This is a genomic window from Curtobacterium sp. VKM Ac-1395, assembly GCF_015350975.1.
In the GTDB taxonomy this organism is placed as follows: Bacteria; Actinomycetota; Actinomycetes; order Actinomycetales; family Microbacteriaceae; genus Curtobacterium.
Genome location: NZ_JADKRX010000006.1, coordinates 66,764 through 81,868 on the forward strand (window position 1 = coordinate 66,764; position 15,105 = coordinate 81,868).

Below are 15,105 nucleotides of genomic sequence, written 5' to 3' on the forward strand. Positions count from 1 at the left end.
TCGTGTACCGTGCTGCTCGAGACACGGGGTGCCGCGACCAGCGGCTGAGATCACACCCGTCGAACCTGCTCGAGCTCGTACTCGCGAAGGGATCGTCCATGGAGAACGCTGCGCCCGTGTGGCCAGAACGCACCGCCGAACTGCTCGAGGCCGTCCGTGCCAGGAGTCCCCTGGTGCAGTGCATCACGAACACCGTGGTGCAGAACGTGACGGCGAACGTCCTGCTCGCGCTCGGCGCCTCGGCCGCGATGGTCGACGTGCCGACGGAGGCCGGTCCGTTCGCCCGGGTCGCCGACGCCCTGCTGGTGAACACCGGCACCCCGCACGCGGAGCCCCGGGTGGCGTCGGTCGAGGCGGCGACCGCTGCCGTCGAGCACGGCACACCGTGGGTGCTCGACCCGGTCGCCGTGGGGTCGCTCCCGGTCCGGACGGCCCTGGCGCGGGACCTGCTCGCGATCGGCCCGACGGTGCTGCGCGGCAACGCCTCCGAGGTGCTCGCGCTGCTCGGCGCCTCCGCCGGTGGACGCGGGGTCGACAGCACGGCCGGCACCGACGACGCGCGTGCGGCTTCGGTCGACGCGGCCGGGAGGCTCGTGGGCGCGGTCGCCGTGTCCGGTCCCGTCGACCTGGTGGCCGGGTCCGGCGCCCCGGACTGGTCGGGCACGGTCGTGCGGGTGGCGAACGGGTCGGAGCTGCTCACGCGGATCACGGGTGGCGGGTGCGCGCTCGGTGCCGTGATCGCGGCGTTCACGGCGGTGTCGCCGGAGGACCCGGGTGCTGCTGCCGTGGCCGGGACGCTCGTGCACACGGTCGCGGCGGAGCTCGCGGCGGCCGACGCCGGTGGCCCCGGCACGTTCCAGCCGCTGTTCCTCGACCGGTTGGCGTCGCTGACCCCCGAGGACGTGCTCCGCGTGGCCCGGGTCACCGAGGAGCGTGCCGCGTGAACGACGTCGGCGTGTACCTGGTGACCGACGGGATGCTGTGCGACCGGCACGGGATCGGGGTGCTCGGCGTCGTCCGGGCGGCCGTGCACGCGGGGGTCCGGATCGTGCAGGTGCGGGACAAGGACGCGAGCGCCAGGGACCTCCTCGCGCTGACGGTGGCCGTCGCCGACGCGGTGGGCGACCGGGCCGCGGTGGTCGTCGACGACCGGCTCGACGTCGCCCTGGCTGCCCGGCTCGCCGGACACCGGGTGGCGGGCGTGCACCTGGGGCAGTCCGACGTGCCGGTGTCCGCGGCGCGGGCGCTGCTCGGACCGGACGCGCACGTCGGACTGACTGCGAACACCCCGGCGCACCTCGACGCCCTGGTGCGGCTCCCCCGCGGGACCGTCGACCTGCTCGGGGTGGGGGTCGTGCACCCCACGACGACGAAGCCGGACCACCCGCCGGCGCTCGGGCACGACGGCTTCGCCAGGATCGCCGCGGCCACCGACCTGCCCTGCGTGGCGATCGGCGGGGTCGACCTCGACGACGTGGCGCCGCTGGCCGCTGCCGGGGCGGCGGGGGTCGCCGTCGTCTCGGGGATCTGCGCCGCGCCGGACCCCGGTGCGGCGGCCGCTGCGTACGTGGCGGCGTGGAGCGGTGGTGCCGGTCGCCCGCTCGGCGGACAGCCGAGTGGCGGACGGGTGTCGAGCCTCCCCGCCGGCGGTGTGCGGTGAGCGGGCCGGTGCGCGTGCTCAGCATCGCCGGGACCGACCCGACCGGTGGGGCCGGGCTGCAGGCGGACCTCAAGGCGATCGCGGCGCACGACGGCTACGGCATGGCCGTGGTGACCGCGGTGGTGGCGCAGAACACGCACGGGGTGCGGTCGGTGCACATGCCGGACGTGACGGTGCTGCGGGACCAACTCGACGCGGTGTCGGACGACGTGGTCGTGGACGCGGTCAAGATCGGGATGCTCGGCACGACGGCGGTCGTCCGCGAGGTCACCGACTGGCTGCAGGCGCACCGGCCGCCCGTCGTGGTCGTCGACCCGGTGATGGTGGCCACGAGCGGCGACCGGCTGCTCGACGCGGACGCCGAGGTCGCGATGACGGAGCTGTTCGCCCTCGCGGACCTGGTCACGCCGAACCGGAGCGAGCTGGCGGTGCTGGCTGGGCTCGCCGGAGTCGCCGGAGTCGCCGGTTCCGAGACCGTCGACGCGGACGCCGTCGTCGCGGCGCTGGCCGTCGCCCGACGGTGGGACGTGCTCGTGCTGGCGAAGGGCGGGCACGCGGGCGGCAGCACCTCGGACGACGTGCTCGTCGCGTCCGACGGCGCCGTCCGGGTCTTCCGGGGTCCCCGGGTGCCCACGAGGAACACGCACGGCACGGGGTGTTCGCTGTCGAGTGCGATCGCGACCCTCGCGGCACGGCACGGTGACTGGGAGCTCGCGGTCCGCGGGGCGAAGGACTGGCTGACGGCGGCGCTCGAGGGTGCCGACGCGCTCGAGGTCGGGAGCGGCAACGGGCCGGTGGACCACGGGGCGCTGGTGCGACGGGCGCTCCCCCCGGTCCGGTCGACCGACCTGTGGTGGACCGACGCCGAGGAGCTGCTCGCGGCGACGATCGACACCCCGTTCCTGCGCGGGATGGCGGACGGCACGCTCGACCCCGACGTCTTCGCCGGGTACCTGGCGCAGGACGTGCACTACCTGCGGGCGTACGAGCGGCACCTCGGGGCGGTCGGGGAGCGTTCAGCGGGACCGGCGGCGGCGTTCTGGGCGGCTGCGGCTGCCGGGTGCGCCGAGGAGGCCGCCTCGTTGCACCACCGACGGCTCGCCGGCACCCGCGCCGACGACGCGGTCGACCCGACGTGCGCCGGCTACCTGGCGCACCTGGCGGCCTGTGCGGAGGCGGACGACGTCGCCGTGCTCGCCGCCGCGGTGCTGCCGTGCTTCCGGGTCTACGCCTGGGTCGGAGCGCAGTTCGGCGCGGCCGCGGTCCTGCCGGGCGCAGGCGAGCTGCATCCGTACGCCGACTGGGTCACGGCGTACGGGGACCCCGGGTTCGCGGCGTCGAGCGCGGCGGCGACGGAGCACGTCGAGGACCTGGCGCGGGGAGCCTCCCCCGCCGTGCGCGGAGCGATGGCCCGGGCGTTCCGGGCGTCGGTCGCGTGGGAGCTGGCGTTCTTCCGGATGCCGACGGGCGACGCGGTGGGTGCGCCGGGCTCCCCGGACGGGCGGGGCTACCGCGCTGCGGGCACCACGACGTCGGCGGTGGGCGTGCTCGGGCTGACCGACGGCTCGGTCGCCCCCGGGGCGAGCCGCACCAGCTCCACGGCGAGCGCCGACCCGTCGACCGAGCAGCGCATCCAGGTGAAGTCGGGTTGACGCCGGCGGTCGGTGGGCGACCCGGGGTTGAGCAGGCGGAGGGCCCCGGTCGTCCCGCCGACCCCGGGGCCGGTGACGCGGGTGTCCCACGGGATGTGGGAGTGACCGAAGACGAGCACGTCCGTCCCCGGGTACGTCGCTGCCGCACGGCGTTCCCGGCCGGTGGCGGCGCCGGTCTCGTGCACGAGGGCGATGCGGAGCTCCTCGACGTCGACGTGTTCGACCAGCGACAGGCGCTCCTCGAAGCCCGGCGCGTCGTCGTTGTTGCCGCGCACCCCGACGAACGACCGGCTGCGGGCCTGGAGCGTCTGGACCGTCGCCAGGTCGACCCAGTCCCCGGCGTGCACGACGAGGTCGGCGGCGTCGACGTCGGCCCAGAGCGCCGCTGGCAGGTCCTTGGCGCGCTTCGGCAGGTGGGTGTCGGAGAGCAGCAGGAGCGAGGTGCTCACGCGTCGGGCACCCGGTTGGGCACGGGGAGCCCGGCCTCGTCCGCGGCGCCGAGGCGTTCGAGCAGTCCGGCGAGCAGGGCGATGTCGTCGTCCGACCAGCTGGCGATCCGCTCGTCGAGGGCGTCGCGGTGCAGCTGCACGGACCGTTCCAGCGCGGCGCACCCCGCCGGTGTCGCCTCGAGGGGCTTCGCGTTGCCCGTGCCGCCGTCCGTCGTGCGGATCAGGCCCGCGGCGAGGAGGCCGGCCAGCTGCCGGGAGATCGTCGACCGGTTCAGGCGCAGGTACCGGGCGATGTCGATGGCCATGCAGCCGGGGTGTTGCACGACGAAGTCGACGAGCGACTGGTCGACGACACTCAGCACGGCGTCGTTGCCGCGGGCGCGGATGCTCGCGCGGCGTGTGATGCGCGAGAGCTCCGTGTAGGCGCGTCCGATGTCAGCGTTGCGGACGTCGGACCTCGGGTGGTCCATCGTGCCTCCAGCTTGTTGCACGCCGGTGGGCCGGCGCTCTTCCCCTGCCGGTCACAGTACCGGCAGCCGTGGTGCCCCCTGGGGAGCGTCAGCCGCGGATCGCCGCCTGGAGCTCGTCGATGTCGAGCTTCACCATCTGCCGCATCGCCTCGAAGGCGCGGGCGGCCCCGGCCGGGTCACCGCCGGCGCTCATCAGCTCGCCCCAGTTCGCCGGGGTCACCTGCCATGCGACCCCCCAGGCGTCGGTGAGCCAGCCGCACATCGACGGGGTGGCGCCGGCGTCGAGGAACGCGTCCCAGATCCGGTCGAGCTCCGCCTGGTCGTCGACGTCGATCTGGAACGAGATCGCATCGGAGTGCGGGTGCCCGGGGCCGGCGTTCATCGCGCGGAAGGGCTGTCCGTGCAGGCGGAACGCCACGACCATGGTGGAGCCGTCGGGGAGGCGTTCCACGTGGTCGACCGAGGAGTCCGGGACCACCGACGCGTAGAAGGTGGCGGCCTCCTCGGCCTGGCCGTCGAACCAGAGGAAGGGGACGATCTGCTGCACGGGATGGTCCTGTCGAACGGGCTCAGTCCGCGACGTTGCGGCTGAGGAGCGGGGTCTTCTCGGGGTGTTCGTCGAACCACGTGCCGACGAACCAGCACATCGGCACGATGCGCTTGTCGTTCCTGGCCTCGACGTCGTCCACCGCGTACGCGACGAGCTCGCCGGCGTACCCGTGTCCACGGTGCGCAGGGACCGTGTACGTGTGCGGGAACGTGACGGCGTCGTCGTTCTCGCGGTAGTCCAGGACGCTCACGAGTTCCCCGTCGACGTACATGGCGTACCGACGCTGGTCGGCTTCGTCGCGGAACTCGTGTGCCATGTCGCCATCATGCCTCGGAATGCGTCAGCAGGCACGGCGTTGACTCCTGGCATGACCACCATCGGCATCATCGGAGCAGGCAACATCGGATCAGCGCTGGCACGGCTGGCGGTGCAGAACGGGTACGACGTCGCGATCGCGAACTCGCGCGGACCGGAGACGCTCACGGACCTCGTGTCCGAACTGGGCGACCGGGCGCGTGCGGTCACGCGTGACGAGGCGGCAGCAGCCGGCGACCTCGTCGTGGTGACGGTGCCGCTCGCCGCGATCGAGAGCATCCCGGTCGAGCCGCTCGTCGGCAAGGTCGTGATCGACACGAACAACTACTACCCGGAGCGCGACGGCCACATCCAGGCGCTCGACGACGAGACCACCACGACGGCGGAGCTCCTGCAGGACCACCTGCCCGGCGCCCGCGTCGTGAAGGCCTTCAACCACATCTACGCCCCCGACCTGCCCGCGCAGGGCTCGCCCCGTGGGACGCAGCACCGTCGTGCACTGATCGTCGCCGGGGACGACGCCGGGGCGAAGCAGACCGTGGCGGACCTCATCGACGAGTTCGGCTTCGAGCCGGTCGACATCGGCGCGCTGTCCGAGGGATGGCGCATCCAGCGCGACACCCCCGGCTACACGCAGCAGTTCGACGCGCTCCAGCTCGAGCAGGCCGTCGCGGACGCGAAGCGCTACCGCGACATGTGACCCACCCGCACCACGACGAGGGGCCGGACACGCAGCACGCGTGCCCGGCCCCTCGTCGTCCACGGTCCGGCGACCGGGGACCGGGTCAGGCCGCGTCGAACACGACCGTCATCTCGGCGAGGTCGTCCTCGCTCGGCACCCAGGCGGTCCCCGCGTCGACGTTCTGCGTGATCTGCTCCGGCCGCGTGGCACCGGCGATGACGCTGGTGAGCCCGGGCTGTGCGAGGAGCCAGGCGAAGGTGGCCTGCAGCATCGTGACGCCCCGCTCGTCGCAGAAGCGCTGGTACTCCTCGAGCACGTCCCACGGGGCGGAGTCGAGCAGCTCGGGCTTCAGCCGGGTCAGGCGGCCGTCCTGGGGGCGGTCGCCGCGGGTGTACTTGCCGCTGAGCAGCCCGTTGTACAGCGGGAAGAACGGCAGGAACCCGAGCGCGTACGCCCGGACCGCCGGCAGCACCTCGGCCTCGACGTCGCGGGACAGCGGGCTGTACTCGTTCTGCGCGGAGACGAACGCGGTGGTGCCGGCGATGGACGCGGTCAGCTCGGCCTCGGCGATCTGCCACCCGGCGAAGTTCGAGTGCCCGACGTAGCGGATCTTGCCCTCGCGCACCAGGTCGTCGAGGACCGACAGGGTCTCCTCGATCGGCGTGACCGAGTCCGGTCGGTGCATCTGGTACAGGTCGATCCAGTCCGTGCCGAGGCGCCGCAGGGACGACTCCACCGCGAGCCGCACGTAGCGCCGGGACCCGCGCACGCCCCAGTCGGGACCGTTCGCCCCGCCCATGTCCATGCCGAACTTCGTCGCGAGCACGACCTCGTCCCGGCGTCCCGCGATCGCCGCACCGAGCATCGTCTCCGACTGCCCCGGCGTCCCGCCGTAGATGTCCGCCGTGTCCAGCAGGGTGACGCCGGCGTCGAGCGCCGCGTGCACGACGGCGTCGGTGCCCTCCTGCGTCTCGGTCACCGTCCCCGGCCTGCCGAAGTTGTTGCAGCCGAGTCCGACGGTGGAGACGACGAGCCCCGAGGGGCCGAGAGGACGGTGTTCGATGCCGGTCATGCTCCGACCGTACCGGCGCGACCCCGGAACTGGGGCTGCGCCAGGACCACGTCTTCCGGCTAGAACTGACGGTGGATCCGCCGACGGTAGGGAGCAGCACACGTGGCGTCACACCGCATGCCCGATTCCGATCGGCCCCGCCGGCCCGTCCCGGCCTGGGTGACGGCACCCTACGTCGAGGGCGCCCAGGGCAGCACCGTCCTGGAGGCTCCCCCCGCCTCCGCCACGAGCGCTCCGGCGGCACACACGGCCGGGTCCACCCCGTCGCACGTCACCCCCGGCTCGGTGCCGGCCCCGCTGAGCGCGCCCGGTGCCGAGCACCCCGAGGTCGTCGTCCCGGACTTCATGCCGTCCGAGGAGCACCTGCCGCCGGCGCCCACCTCGCCGACGGTCCACACCCGTCCGTTCGACCGCGCCACCGAGCTCCCCGCGCCCGTCTCCCCCGTCGACGCCGTCGACGCCGACGCCGTGACGAGGGCCGGGGCACGACCTGCGGCGCTGGTCGGCGCCGGCATGAACGCGCCGGCACCGACGGGCGTGCACGCCGGACCGGTCGCACCGCGCACCGGGCAGCCGCGGTTCTCCGTCCCCGGTCTGGAACACGTCGTCGTCGAGGGCACCGACACCGAGCCCTCCGGCCCCGTCGGCTACCGCACGCCCCGCCGCTTCGCCCACCAGCAGGGCGTCGGCGCACCCGTCGCGGCCCCGGCCCCGACCACCCCCTTCGACACGGTGCTCGCCGCGCCCACCGTCACCGCCCCGGCCACGTCCTCCGCGACGGCACCGTTCGCGACCGGCACCGCGACGGCGGTGACCGGGTCCGAGGAAGCCGAGTCGAGCCTCCCGTCCGGCGCGCAGGCCGAGCAGACGAGGCGACGCACGACGATCGGGGCGACCCCGGGTGCCGTGGTCGGTGCGCTCGCGGCGCTGGCGACGACCGGTCTGGCGGCCTGGTGGTTCACGGCTCCCGCGACGGTGCACGCCGCCGGGCTGCTGCTCGGGCTCGTCGCGCTCGTCTGCTCGGTCGCGACCCTGCGGCACCCGGCCGTCACGTGGCAACGGCCGGTCGCGCTGCTCGGGGCGGTGCTCGGCGGTGTCGGGACCCTCGTGCTGCTGTGGGCGGTCGCGAACGCGGTGCTGCCGATGGCCGGCGTGACGCTGCCCGACATCACGGGCACGGGCGTCGTCCCCATGCTCGCCCCCTGACGCGTCCCACGCGTCAGACCGCGCGGACGACCCCGCGTGACAGGATCGCGTTCGTCAGGGCGTCGATCGGCTCGCGCTGCACCGTCGGGTTGGCGATGAGGACGTAGTCGACGGCCGGCAGGTCGGGCAGCCCGAGTCGCTGCGACACCTTCACCAGGTCGGCGGGGATGAGCGAGTGCGGGAACACCGCCACGCCGATGCCCGCACGGACGGCTGCCAGGACGCCGTTCACGTCGCGGGTGTTGCAGGTGATGCGCCAGGTTCGGCCGGCAGCCTCGAGCGCGTCGATCGCCATCTGCCGGCTGATGCTCGGCGCCTGGTAGACGATGAGCGGCACGGGCTCGTCACGCTCCACGGCGATGCCGTCCTGCGCCATCCACACCATCTGGTCCGTGGCGACGCGGGTGCCCTCGGCCGACTCCCCCGCCGTCTGCTTGATGAACACCAGGTCGAGCTGGCCCGCGTGCACCCGGCGGAGCAGCGGTGACGACTGGTTGACCGTCAGCTCGAGGTTCACCTGCGGGTGCAGGCGTCGGAAGTCCCGCAGGATGCGCGGGAGCTGCGTGATCGCGAGGTCGTCCGCCGCGCCGAACCGGAGCCGTCCGCGCGTCGCCGAGCCCGAGAAGTACGCGTCCGCGGTGGCGTGTGCCGCCAGGATCGTCCGCGCGAACCCGGCCATCGCGTCGCCGTTGTCGGTCAGGGTCACGCCCCGGGTGTCCCGCGCCACGAGGGTCCTCGACACCGCGGTCTCGAGCCGTCGGACGTGCTGCGACACCGTCGGCTGGCTGATGCCGAGGCGCGCCCCGGCCTGCGTGAAGCTGCGGGTCTCGGCGACCGCGAGGAAGGTCTGCAGGAGCACGGGATCGATCACGGTGGGCCCTCCGGTCGCGCGGCCATTCGAGAACGCAATGGACTGATAGCCACCATACGGGTGTCGAATGGGGTCGCAGCAACTAGTTTTGTACGGGTACCTTCCCGCCCTCGACCGCCGGAGAGCCCCACTGTGAGCGCGTCATCGACGACCCTCCACCCGCCCACCGAACCGCTCCCGATCCAGGCCACGCGTCCGCCCTGGCGGCACACACTGATCGCCCTGTCCGTCCCGAACTTCCGCCTGTTCACCGCGACGAACCTGGTCGCGATGACCGCCGGGTGGATGCAGCGCATCGCGCAGGACTGGCTCGTCCTCCAGCTCACCGGCTCCGTGGCGCAGGTCGGCATCACCGTCGCGTGCCAGTTCGCTCCGATGCTGCTGTTCGGGCTCTTCGGCGGCGTGCTCGTCGACCGGTTCTCCAAGCGGGCGCTGATGATGATCACGCAGGGCGCCTTCGCCCTGCTCTCCGCGCTGCTCGCCGCCCTGACCCTGGCCGGGGTGGTGCAGGCGTGGCACATCTGGGTGATCGCCTTCGTGGTCGGCATGGTCACCGTGATCGACAACCCCGCGCGCCAGGTGTTCGTCACCGAGATCGTCGGGCACAAGCACCTGCGGAACGCCATCAGCGTGAACTCGTCGGTGTTCCAGCTCGGCGGCATGATCGGCCCTGCACTGTCCGGCGCACTGCTCGTGGCCGTCGGGGCGGGGTGGTCGTTCGGCGTCAACGCCGTCGCCTGCGTGGCCGTGGTCGTGACGCTCGGGTTCCTCCGCGTGTCCGAGCTGCACCGCACCCCGGCGGCGCCCCGCGGCAAGGGGCAGCTCCGCGAGGGCCTCCGCTACGCCGTCAGCAAGCCCACGATCATCGTGCCGGTGATCCTGGTGGCGTTCTTCTCGGTCTTCGCGCTGACGATGCCCGTGCTGCTGTCGGCCTTCGCGTCACAGGTCTACGACGTCGGCGCGGGCGGCTACGGCCTGTTCAACTCCGCCGTCGCGGTCGGCGCCCTGGTCGGGGCGCTGCTGTCGACCCGGCGCGCGGTGGTCCGGCTGCGCACGATCGTCGGCGGGGTGTTCTGGACCGGGATCCTGCTCGTGGTCTCCGGCTCGATCCCGGTGATCGCCCCGTTCACCGTGATGCTCGTCGCCGTCGGGATGTCGCAGCTGCTGTTCCAGACCGCGTCCAACTCCATGGTGCAGCTGTCCTCGAACACGGCGATCCGCGGGCGCGTGATGTCGCTCTACATCCTCGTGCTGCTCGGTGGCCAGGCCATCGGCGGACCGCTCATGGGCCAGGTCGTCGACCACTTCGGCGCACACGTCGGGATGATGGTCGCCGGCGGCGTGCCCGCCGCGGCGGCCGCCGTGATCGGCGTCGTGCTCGCCCGGCGCGGGGGCTTCCACCTGGCGGTCCGGATGCGGCACCACATGCCGCTGCCGGCGATCGTCGGACACCGCTGACGCAGCGGACGGGAGGCTCGTGGCGGACCCGCCCCGAGCCTCCCGTCCGGTCTGTGGTGGTGGTGGTCGTGCTTGGCGTGGCTGCAGAACACCGGTGTCCAGGCTGCGCGCCGCGGAAAGCCGCGGCGTGACTGCTGGACACCGGTGTCGTGCGACGGGTCAGGCGGGCGACGGGTCAGGAGGCGACGGGTCAGTAGGCGACGGCGAAGCGCGCCTGGTGGTGTGCCGGCGTCTCGATCTCGTCGACGAACGCGATGGCGAAGTCGGCGCCGGAGACCTCGGAGTTGCCCTCGGCGTCCGTGAGCAGCAGGTCGTCGCTCGTACGGTAGGTGCCGAGGCGCTCGCCCGGGTTGAAGCTGCCGAAGGCGGCGGCGGGGCTGACGTAGAACCAGTCGACGTCGGTGTCCGAGGCGCGGAGCGCGTCGAGGACCTGGCCGTGGCTCTTCGCCTCGCCCTTGAAGGCGTCCGGGAACTCGGGGGTGTCGTACAGGGCCGGTCCGCCGTCGGCGACGAGCAGCGAGCCCGCTCCGCCGACGATGCCGAGGCGTGCGCCGGCAGCCGAGGCGGCGTCGACGAAGTGCTGGAAGCGGTCCTTGAGCTCGCTGCCGTCCGACTGGACCGCGTGGAGTGCCACGACGACGACGTCGGCGCCCGTCGTGACCTCGGCCACGAAGTCGGCGTCGAACGCGTCGCCCTGCGCGAGGGTGAGGCCGTCGGCGGGGTCGAGCTTGGAGGTGTCGCGCGCGACGGCGACGACCTGGTGGCCGCGGGAGAGGGCCTCGTGGGTGATGGCGGAGCCGGCGTAGCCGGTGCCTCCGAAGACGACGATGGTGGACATGCGTGCTCCTGGTTCGGTTGGTGCGGACGTGCTCGGCCCACTGTAGGCGCGATACTCTCTCCGAGTAAGTAGGCACCTCGTGGTGCGTGACGGAGGTCGACGTGCGTGTTCTGGAGTACAGCCCCTACGCTGCGGACTGCCCTTCGCGGCAGCTGCTCGACCGCATCGGCGACCGGTGGAGCGTGCTGGTGATCGGCACGCTGGCCGACGGTCCCGTGCGGTACTCGGCGATCGCCGCGAAGGTGCAGGGCGTGTCGCAGAAGATGCTCACGCAGACACTCCGGGCGCTCGAACGCGACGGCCTGGTGACTCGGACCGTCTTCCCCGAGGTCCCGCCGCGCGTGGAGTACCAGCTCACCGACGCCGGACGGTCGCTCCGCGCGGTGCTGCAGCCGCTCGAGGACTGGGCGACGTCGCGCATGGCGGCGGTCGGCGTGGCTCGCGAGGAGTACGACGCGGCGCGGTGAGCGAGGTGCGGTGCGGCCGTGTCGCGCGGGGGCGGTGCCGATCCCAGGGCGGGCGGCGGGTGTTCCCGGTGTCCTCCACGGCCGGACGTGGTTGCGTGGAGCCATGCGATCGATCGTCTACTCCCAGCCCGGTGACTCGTCCGTCCTCTCCCTCGTCGACCGGGACGTGCAGGAGCCCAGCTCCGGCGAGGTCCGCGTCCGCGTCGTCGTCTCCGGGGTGAACCCGACGGACTGGAAGGCCCGCGCGGGCGGCACCTACGGCGACGGCCTGCCGTTCCCGGAGATCACGCCGAACCAGGACGGTGCCGGTGTCGTCGACGCGGTCGGGCCCGGGGTCGACGACCTCGGCGTCGGCGACCGCGTGTGGCTGTACATGGCGGCGGCGTCCCGGCCGACGGGCACCGCGCAGGAGTCCACCGTCGTGCCGGCGTCCCGCGCCGTCCGCCTGCCCGACGGGGTCTCGTTCGACGTCGGCGCCTCGCTCGGCGTCCCAGCGATGACCGCCCACCGCGCGCTGACCACGCACGAGCAGGGCCCTGCGCGCCTGACCCCTGGCGCGCTCGCGGGGAAGACCGTCCTCGTCGCCGGTGGCGCCGGAGCCGTCGGCCACGCCGCGATCCAGCTCGCACGGTGGGCCGGTGCGACCGTCATCTCCACGATCAGCTCCGACGAGAAGGCCGCGCTCGCCTCCGCCGCCGGCGCGCACCACACCGTCAACTACCGCTCGGACGACGCCGCCGAGCAGATCCGCGCGATCGCGTCCGACGGCGTCGACATCGTCGTCGAGGTCTCCATCCCGCAGAACGCCGCCCTCGTCGCCGACGTCCTGGCGAACCACGGCGTCGTGTCGATCTACGCGAACAACGGTGGGGACGAGGCGCCGCTGCCGATCCGGCCGAACATGAGCATCAACGCGCGGTACCAGTTCCTGCTGCTCTACACGATCGGCGACGAGGCACTCTCCGCGGCTGCCGAGGACATCACCGAGGCACTGCGCGACGGGGTCCTCCCCGTGGGTGACGACGCCGGGCTGCCGCTGACGCGGTTCGCGCTCGAGGACACCGCGGCAGCGCACGACGCCGTCGAGCAGGACACGGTCGGCAAGGTGCTCATCGACGTGCAGGGCGAGTAGGGCGCGGCGCGGCTCGGGCTCGGGTTCGGCGCTGGCGCTGGCGCGGCTCGGCGCTGGCGCGCATCGGCGGCGCACAACCGAAGTGGGCTCGAACCGGCGAATCCCGCGGTTCGGTTCGACTTCGGTGGTGCGACGCCGCCAGACGCCGCCCGTCGCCCACCGACGCTGCCCGCCGCCGCCGTCCGACGCCAGGGACGGCAAGCCGCTGAGTCCGCGTCAGCCGTGCGTGCGGAGGAACGTCACCGGCGGCGGGTGCGCCCGGTCAGCCGGGCGCGGGCCGCACGGAGCGCCCGCTCGAGGTTCGCCGCGACCACCCGCGGGTCGTCGTAGTCGGCGTCGGTGGCGTCGACGCGCCGGTCCGTCGCACGGACCGGGGCACGGCCGAACGACAGCGGGGTCGGGTGCACGCTCGTCATGCCGACAGGGTACGACTGCCGACCGACAGTCGTCACGGCAACCAGCGTCGACGCGCCGGACGTGCCCGGGGCCTCCTCAGCGGTGCTGGTGCCGCACGGGGAACGCCAGCGTGCAGGCGACCCCGACGTACTGCGCCACGACGCCGACGTTCCGCACGTCGAGGTCGGCGAAGGCGTCCGGCGTCGGGCAGTCCACCGTCAGCATGCCGAACGAGTAGCCCTCGCCCCGGATGACGACGGCCACGTACGAGCGGTACCGGGGGTCGAAGTCCGGCTCGTCGTCCACCGCGTCGACGTCGGACTCGCGGTCGCCCACCACCCGCGGCGGACCGCCCTGCAGCACCCAGTCGAGGTTGCGGTCCCCGTACGGCGTCCCCGCGCGGAACACCCCGGCGGTGTCCCCGGCACCTCCGTGCCCGATGGGTTCGAGGGCGTCGAGCGACGGGGCCAGCAGGTACACGTTCGCGCGGACGTCCGGCACGTGCGGGAGCAGGTAGAACGCCAGGGCCGCGGCCGCCCGGTCGGCGAACGCCCCGAGCTCGGACCGTCGCGTGGCGTGGTCGTGGGCGGCGAAGCGGGTGAGCCGCGTGGCGATCTGACCGAAGCCGTACTGCACGGCGACCTCGTACGCGGCGAGCGCCGTGGCGCCGGCGTCCTCCGCACGACGGCGGGCAGCGGCGGTCCGACGGGCCCGGAGGGCCTGCCACACGACGACCCCGACGAACACGGCGAGCGCGACGATGACGAGCACGGCCTTGCTCACCGGGGCTCCGACGAGGTTCGGGACCTGGAACACCGCGGTGGGCAGGGCGGCGGCGACGACGGGCAGCACGACGTCCCCGTACCGACGGCTGCTCGTTCGTTCGTTCCCCTGACCCACGCCACGACGGTACGGCCGACCACCGACCCCGCACCCCGTGGGCACCGCTGTCCGTCCGCGCCGCTGTCCGCGCACCGCGCAGGCCGTGGAGTTGGTAAGCATGGTGCATGAGCCAACTCGCACCGCCCACCGCTGGATCCCGAGCGATCGTCCTCGGCGGTGGTGGGGTCGCCGGCATCGCGTGGGAGCTCGGTGTCCTCGCGACGCTCGAGGACGCGGGCGTCGACCTCGGTGCCGCGGACCTGGTGGTGGGTACGAGCGCCGGCAGCGTCGTCGGCACCTTCGTCCGGCACGGAGGCGTGCAGGCCGCGTTCGCGCAGCAGATCTCACCGCTCCCCACCACCTACGAGGAGCCGGGCGTGATCGACGTCGAGGCGATGCAGCGTGCGTTCGAGCAGGCCCTCGCCGGGATGACCTCCGAGCAGGACGGCCGTGCGCGGCTCGGACAGGCGGCGCTCCGCGTCACGACCGGGCAGACCGACGACCAGCGGGTCGCGACCTTCGGCGAGACCCTGCCGTCCTCCGAGTGGCCCGAGCGCCCCCTGGCGGTCACGACCGTCGACGCCACCGACGGCACCTTCCGCGTGCTCACGGCCGCGGACGGCATCCCGCTCCCCCGCGCGGTCGCGTCGAGCTGCTCCGTCCCCCTGGTCTGGTCGCCGGTGATGATCGACGGCCGCCCCTACGTCGACGGTGGCGTCCGGTCGGGCACGAACGCCGACGTCGCCGCTGGGCACGAGCGCGTGCTCGTGATCGCCTGCGGACCCGAGGCACCGTCCCCGCTCGGTCCGTGGCTCGACGAGGCCGTCGAGACCCTGCGTGCCGCCGGGTCGAGCGTGGAGGTCGTCATCGCCGACAGCGCGTCGCAGCAGGCGTTCGGGACGAACTCGCTGTCCCTGTCGACGCAGCGGCCTGCTGCCGAGGCCGGTCGGACCCAGGCATCGGCCATCGCCGAGCGCATCGCGGAGTTCTGGGCCTGACCGAGCG

17 protein-coding genes, 1 pseudogene and 1 riboswitch are annotated in these 15,105 nt (G+C 73.5%); of the genes and pseudogenes, 9 read left to right on the forward strand and 9 right to left on the reverse strand.

The annotated features are described in order from the left end of the window. Window positions 1–14: 14 nt before the first annotated feature. Window positions 15–110: riboswitch (TPP riboswitch) on the forward strand. The 3 genes and pseudogenes from thiM to thiD form a co-directional block, all read left to right on the forward strand. Beyond that, entirely contained in the window at window positions 99–944 is an 846-nt protein-coding gene (gene thiM / locus ITJ68_RS15780) for a hydroxyethylthiazole kinase (RefSeq protein ID WP_194662590.1), read from the forward strand. It overlaps the preceding riboswitch by 12 nt. Then, entirely contained in the window at window positions 941–1,660 is a 720-nt protein-coding gene (gene thiE / locus ITJ68_RS15785; protein WP_323743347.1) for a thiamine phosphate synthase, read from the forward strand. The genes thiM and thiE overlap by 4 nt, the downstream gene beginning before the upstream one ends. A gap of 14 nt (window positions 1,661–1,674) precedes the next feature. Then, a pseudogene (gene thiD / locus ITJ68_RS15790) lies at window positions 1,675–3,063 on the forward strand (bifunctional hydroxymethylpyrimidine kinase/phosphomethylpyrimidine kinase); the annotation flags it as partial. A gap of 104 nt (window positions 3,064–3,167) precedes the next feature. On the opposite strand, the gene ITJ68_RS19170 reads toward thiD, so the two are convergent. The 4 genes from ITJ68_RS19170 to ITJ68_RS15805 form a co-directional block, all read right to left on the reverse strand. Then, window positions 3,168–3,761 carry a metallophosphoesterase family protein gene (locus ITJ68_RS19170; RefSeq protein WP_323743348.1) on the reverse strand — a complete coding sequence of 198 codons (594 nt, stop codon included), beginning with the start codon at window positions 3,759–3,761 and terminating at the stop codon, window positions 3,168–3,170. Continuing rightward, window positions 3,758–4,231 (reverse strand): MarR family winged helix-turn-helix transcriptional regulator, encoded by a 474-nt coding sequence (locus tag ITJ68_RS15795; RefSeq protein ID WP_194662603.1) that lies wholly within the window; start codon window positions 4,229–4,231, stop codon window positions 3,758–3,760. Before ITJ68_RS15795 ends, ITJ68_RS19170 begins: the two co-directional genes overlap by 4 nt. An 88-nt stretch (window positions 4,232–4,319) precedes the next feature. Continuing rightward, complete coding sequence (locus tag ITJ68_RS15800) at window positions 4,320–4,778, reverse strand: VOC family protein (RefSeq protein WP_194662605.1); 459 nt, start codon at window positions 4,776–4,778, stop codon at window positions 4,320–4,322. A gap of 22 nt (window positions 4,779–4,800) precedes the next feature. Further along, window positions 4,801–5,097 carry a GNAT family N-acetyltransferase gene (locus ITJ68_RS15805; protein ID WP_194662606.1) on the reverse strand — a complete coding sequence of 99 codons (297 nt, stop codon included), beginning with the start codon at window positions 5,095–5,097 and terminating at the stop codon, window positions 4,801–4,803. Window positions 5,098–5,148: 51 nt separating this feature from the next. Here ITJ68_RS15805 and ITJ68_RS15810 point away from each other — a divergent pair, with 51 nt between their 5' ends. Beyond that, window positions 5,149–5,796, forward strand: coding sequence for an NADPH-dependent F420 reductase (locus ITJ68_RS15810; protein ID WP_194662607.1), 648 nt, complete (start codon window positions 5,149–5,151; stop codon window positions 5,794–5,796). Between the two features lie 85 nt (window positions 5,797–5,881). Here ITJ68_RS15810 and ITJ68_RS15815 read toward each other — a convergent pair whose 3' ends face one another. Continuing rightward, window positions 5,882–6,850 carry an aldo/keto reductase gene (locus tag ITJ68_RS15815; RefSeq protein ID WP_194662617.1) on the reverse strand — a complete coding sequence of 323 codons (969 nt, stop codon included), beginning with the start codon at window positions 6,848–6,850 and terminating at the stop codon, window positions 5,882–5,884. Between the two features lie 117 nt (window positions 6,851–6,967). Between ITJ68_RS15815 and ITJ68_RS15820 the strand changes: the two genes are divergently transcribed. After that, window positions 6,968–8,056, forward strand: coding sequence for a hypothetical protein (locus ITJ68_RS15820; protein WP_194662619.1), 1,089 nt, complete (start codon window positions 6,968–6,970; stop codon window positions 8,054–8,056). 13 nt (window positions 8,057–8,069) lie between these two features. Here the strand turns inward: ITJ68_RS15820 and ITJ68_RS15825 are convergent, their stop codons facing one another. Beyond that, the gene (locus ITJ68_RS15825) at window positions 8,070–8,927 is read right to left on the reverse strand and encodes a LysR substrate-binding domain-containing protein (RefSeq protein WP_071276179.1); all 858 of its coding nucleotides are present in this window, start codon (window positions 8,925–8,927) and stop codon (window positions 8,070–8,072) included. Window positions 8,928–9,059: 132 nt separating this feature from the next. On the opposite strand from ITJ68_RS15825, the gene ITJ68_RS15830 reads away from it, so the two are divergent. Beyond that, complete coding sequence (locus ITJ68_RS15830) at window positions 9,060–10,385, forward strand: MFS transporter (RefSeq protein WP_194662621.1); 1,326 nt, start codon at window positions 9,060–9,062, stop codon at window positions 10,383–10,385. Window positions 10,386–10,575: 190 nt separating this feature from the next. Here ITJ68_RS15830 and ITJ68_RS15835 read toward each other — a convergent pair whose 3' ends face one another. Then, entirely contained in the window at window positions 10,576–11,223 is a 648-nt protein-coding gene (locus ITJ68_RS15835; protein WP_194662623.1) for an NAD(P)-dependent oxidoreductase, read from the reverse strand. A 101-nt stretch (window positions 11,224–11,324) separates the two neighbouring features. Here ITJ68_RS15835 and ITJ68_RS15840 point away from each other — a divergent pair, with 101 nt between their 5' ends. Both ITJ68_RS15840 and ITJ68_RS15845 read left to right on the forward strand, forming a co-directional pair. Continuing rightward, window positions 11,325–11,690 (forward strand): winged helix-turn-helix transcriptional regulator, encoded by a 366-nt coding sequence (locus tag ITJ68_RS15840; RefSeq protein ID WP_194662627.1) that lies wholly within the window; start codon window positions 11,325–11,327, stop codon window positions 11,688–11,690. 103 nt (window positions 11,691–11,793) lie between these two features. Then, window positions 11,794–12,822: an NADPH:quinone reductase gene (locus tag ITJ68_RS15845; protein ID WP_194662633.1), complete on the forward strand. Its 1,029-nt coding sequence runs from the start codon at window positions 11,794–11,796 to the stop codon at window positions 12,820–12,822. Between the two features lie 239 nt (window positions 12,823–13,061). On the opposite strand, the gene ITJ68_RS15850 is transcribed toward ITJ68_RS15845, so the two are convergent. After that, complete coding sequence (locus ITJ68_RS15850) at window positions 13,062–13,238, reverse strand: hypothetical protein (RefSeq protein WP_175481344.1); 177 nt, start codon at window positions 13,236–13,238, stop codon at window positions 13,062–13,064. Window positions 13,239–13,314: 76 nt separating this feature from the next. Continuing rightward, window positions 13,315–14,118, reverse strand: a complete 804-nt coding sequence (locus tag ITJ68_RS15855) for a GAF domain-containing protein (protein WP_194662634.1) — start codon at window positions 14,116–14,118, stop codon at window positions 13,315–13,317. A gap of 107 nt (window positions 14,119–14,225) precedes the next feature. On the opposite strand from ITJ68_RS15855, the gene ITJ68_RS15860 reads away from it, so the two are divergent. After that, window positions 14,226–15,098 (forward strand): patatin-like phospholipase family protein, encoded by an 873-nt coding sequence (locus tag ITJ68_RS15860; RefSeq protein ID WP_194662635.1) that lies wholly within the window; start codon window positions 14,226–14,228, stop codon window positions 15,096–15,098. The last annotated feature ends 7 nt before the right edge of the window (window positions 15,099–15,105 follow it).

What these genes read in the sequence shown, in the direction of transcription:
- thiM (WP_194662590.1), top strand. Translation starts at nt 99, where the DNA reads ATGGAGAACGCTGCGCCCGTGTGGCCAGAACGCACCGCCGAACTGCTC.
- ITJ68_RS15795 (WP_194662603.1), bottom strand. Translation starts at nt 4,231, where the DNA reads ATGGACCACCCGAGGTCCGACGTCCGCAACGCTGACATCGGACGCGCC.
- ITJ68_RS15805 (WP_194662606.1), bottom strand. Translation starts at nt 5,097, where the DNA reads ATGGCACACGAGTTCCGCGACGAAGCCGACCAGCGTCGGTACGCCATG.
- ITJ68_RS15810 (WP_194662607.1), top strand. Translation starts at nt 5,149, where the DNA reads ATGACCACCATCGGCATCATCGGAGCAGGCAACATCGGATCAGCGCTG.
- ITJ68_RS15815 (WP_194662617.1), bottom strand. Translation starts at nt 6,850, where the DNA reads ATGACCGGCATCGAACACCGTCCTCTCGGCCCCTCGGGGCTCGTCGTC.
- ITJ68_RS15820 (WP_194662619.1), top strand. Translation starts at nt 6,968, where the DNA reads ATGCCCGATTCCGATCGGCCCCGCCGGCCCGTCCCGGCCTGGGTGACG.
- ITJ68_RS15835 (WP_194662623.1), bottom strand. Translation starts at nt 11,223, where the DNA reads ATGTCCACCATCGTCGTCTTCGGAGGCACCGGCTACGCCGGCTCCGCC.
- ITJ68_RS15845 (WP_194662633.1), top strand. Translation starts at nt 11,794, where the DNA reads ATGCGATCGATCGTCTACTCCCAGCCCGGTGACTCGTCCGTCCTCTCC.
- ITJ68_RS15850 (WP_175481344.1), bottom strand. Translation starts at nt 13,238, where the DNA reads ATGACGAGCGTGCACCCGACCCCGCTGTCGTTCGGCCGTGCCCCGGTC.
- ITJ68_RS15860 (WP_194662635.1), top strand. Translation starts at nt 14,226, where the DNA reads ATGAGCCAACTCGCACCGCCCACCGCTGGATCCCGAGCGATCGTCCTC.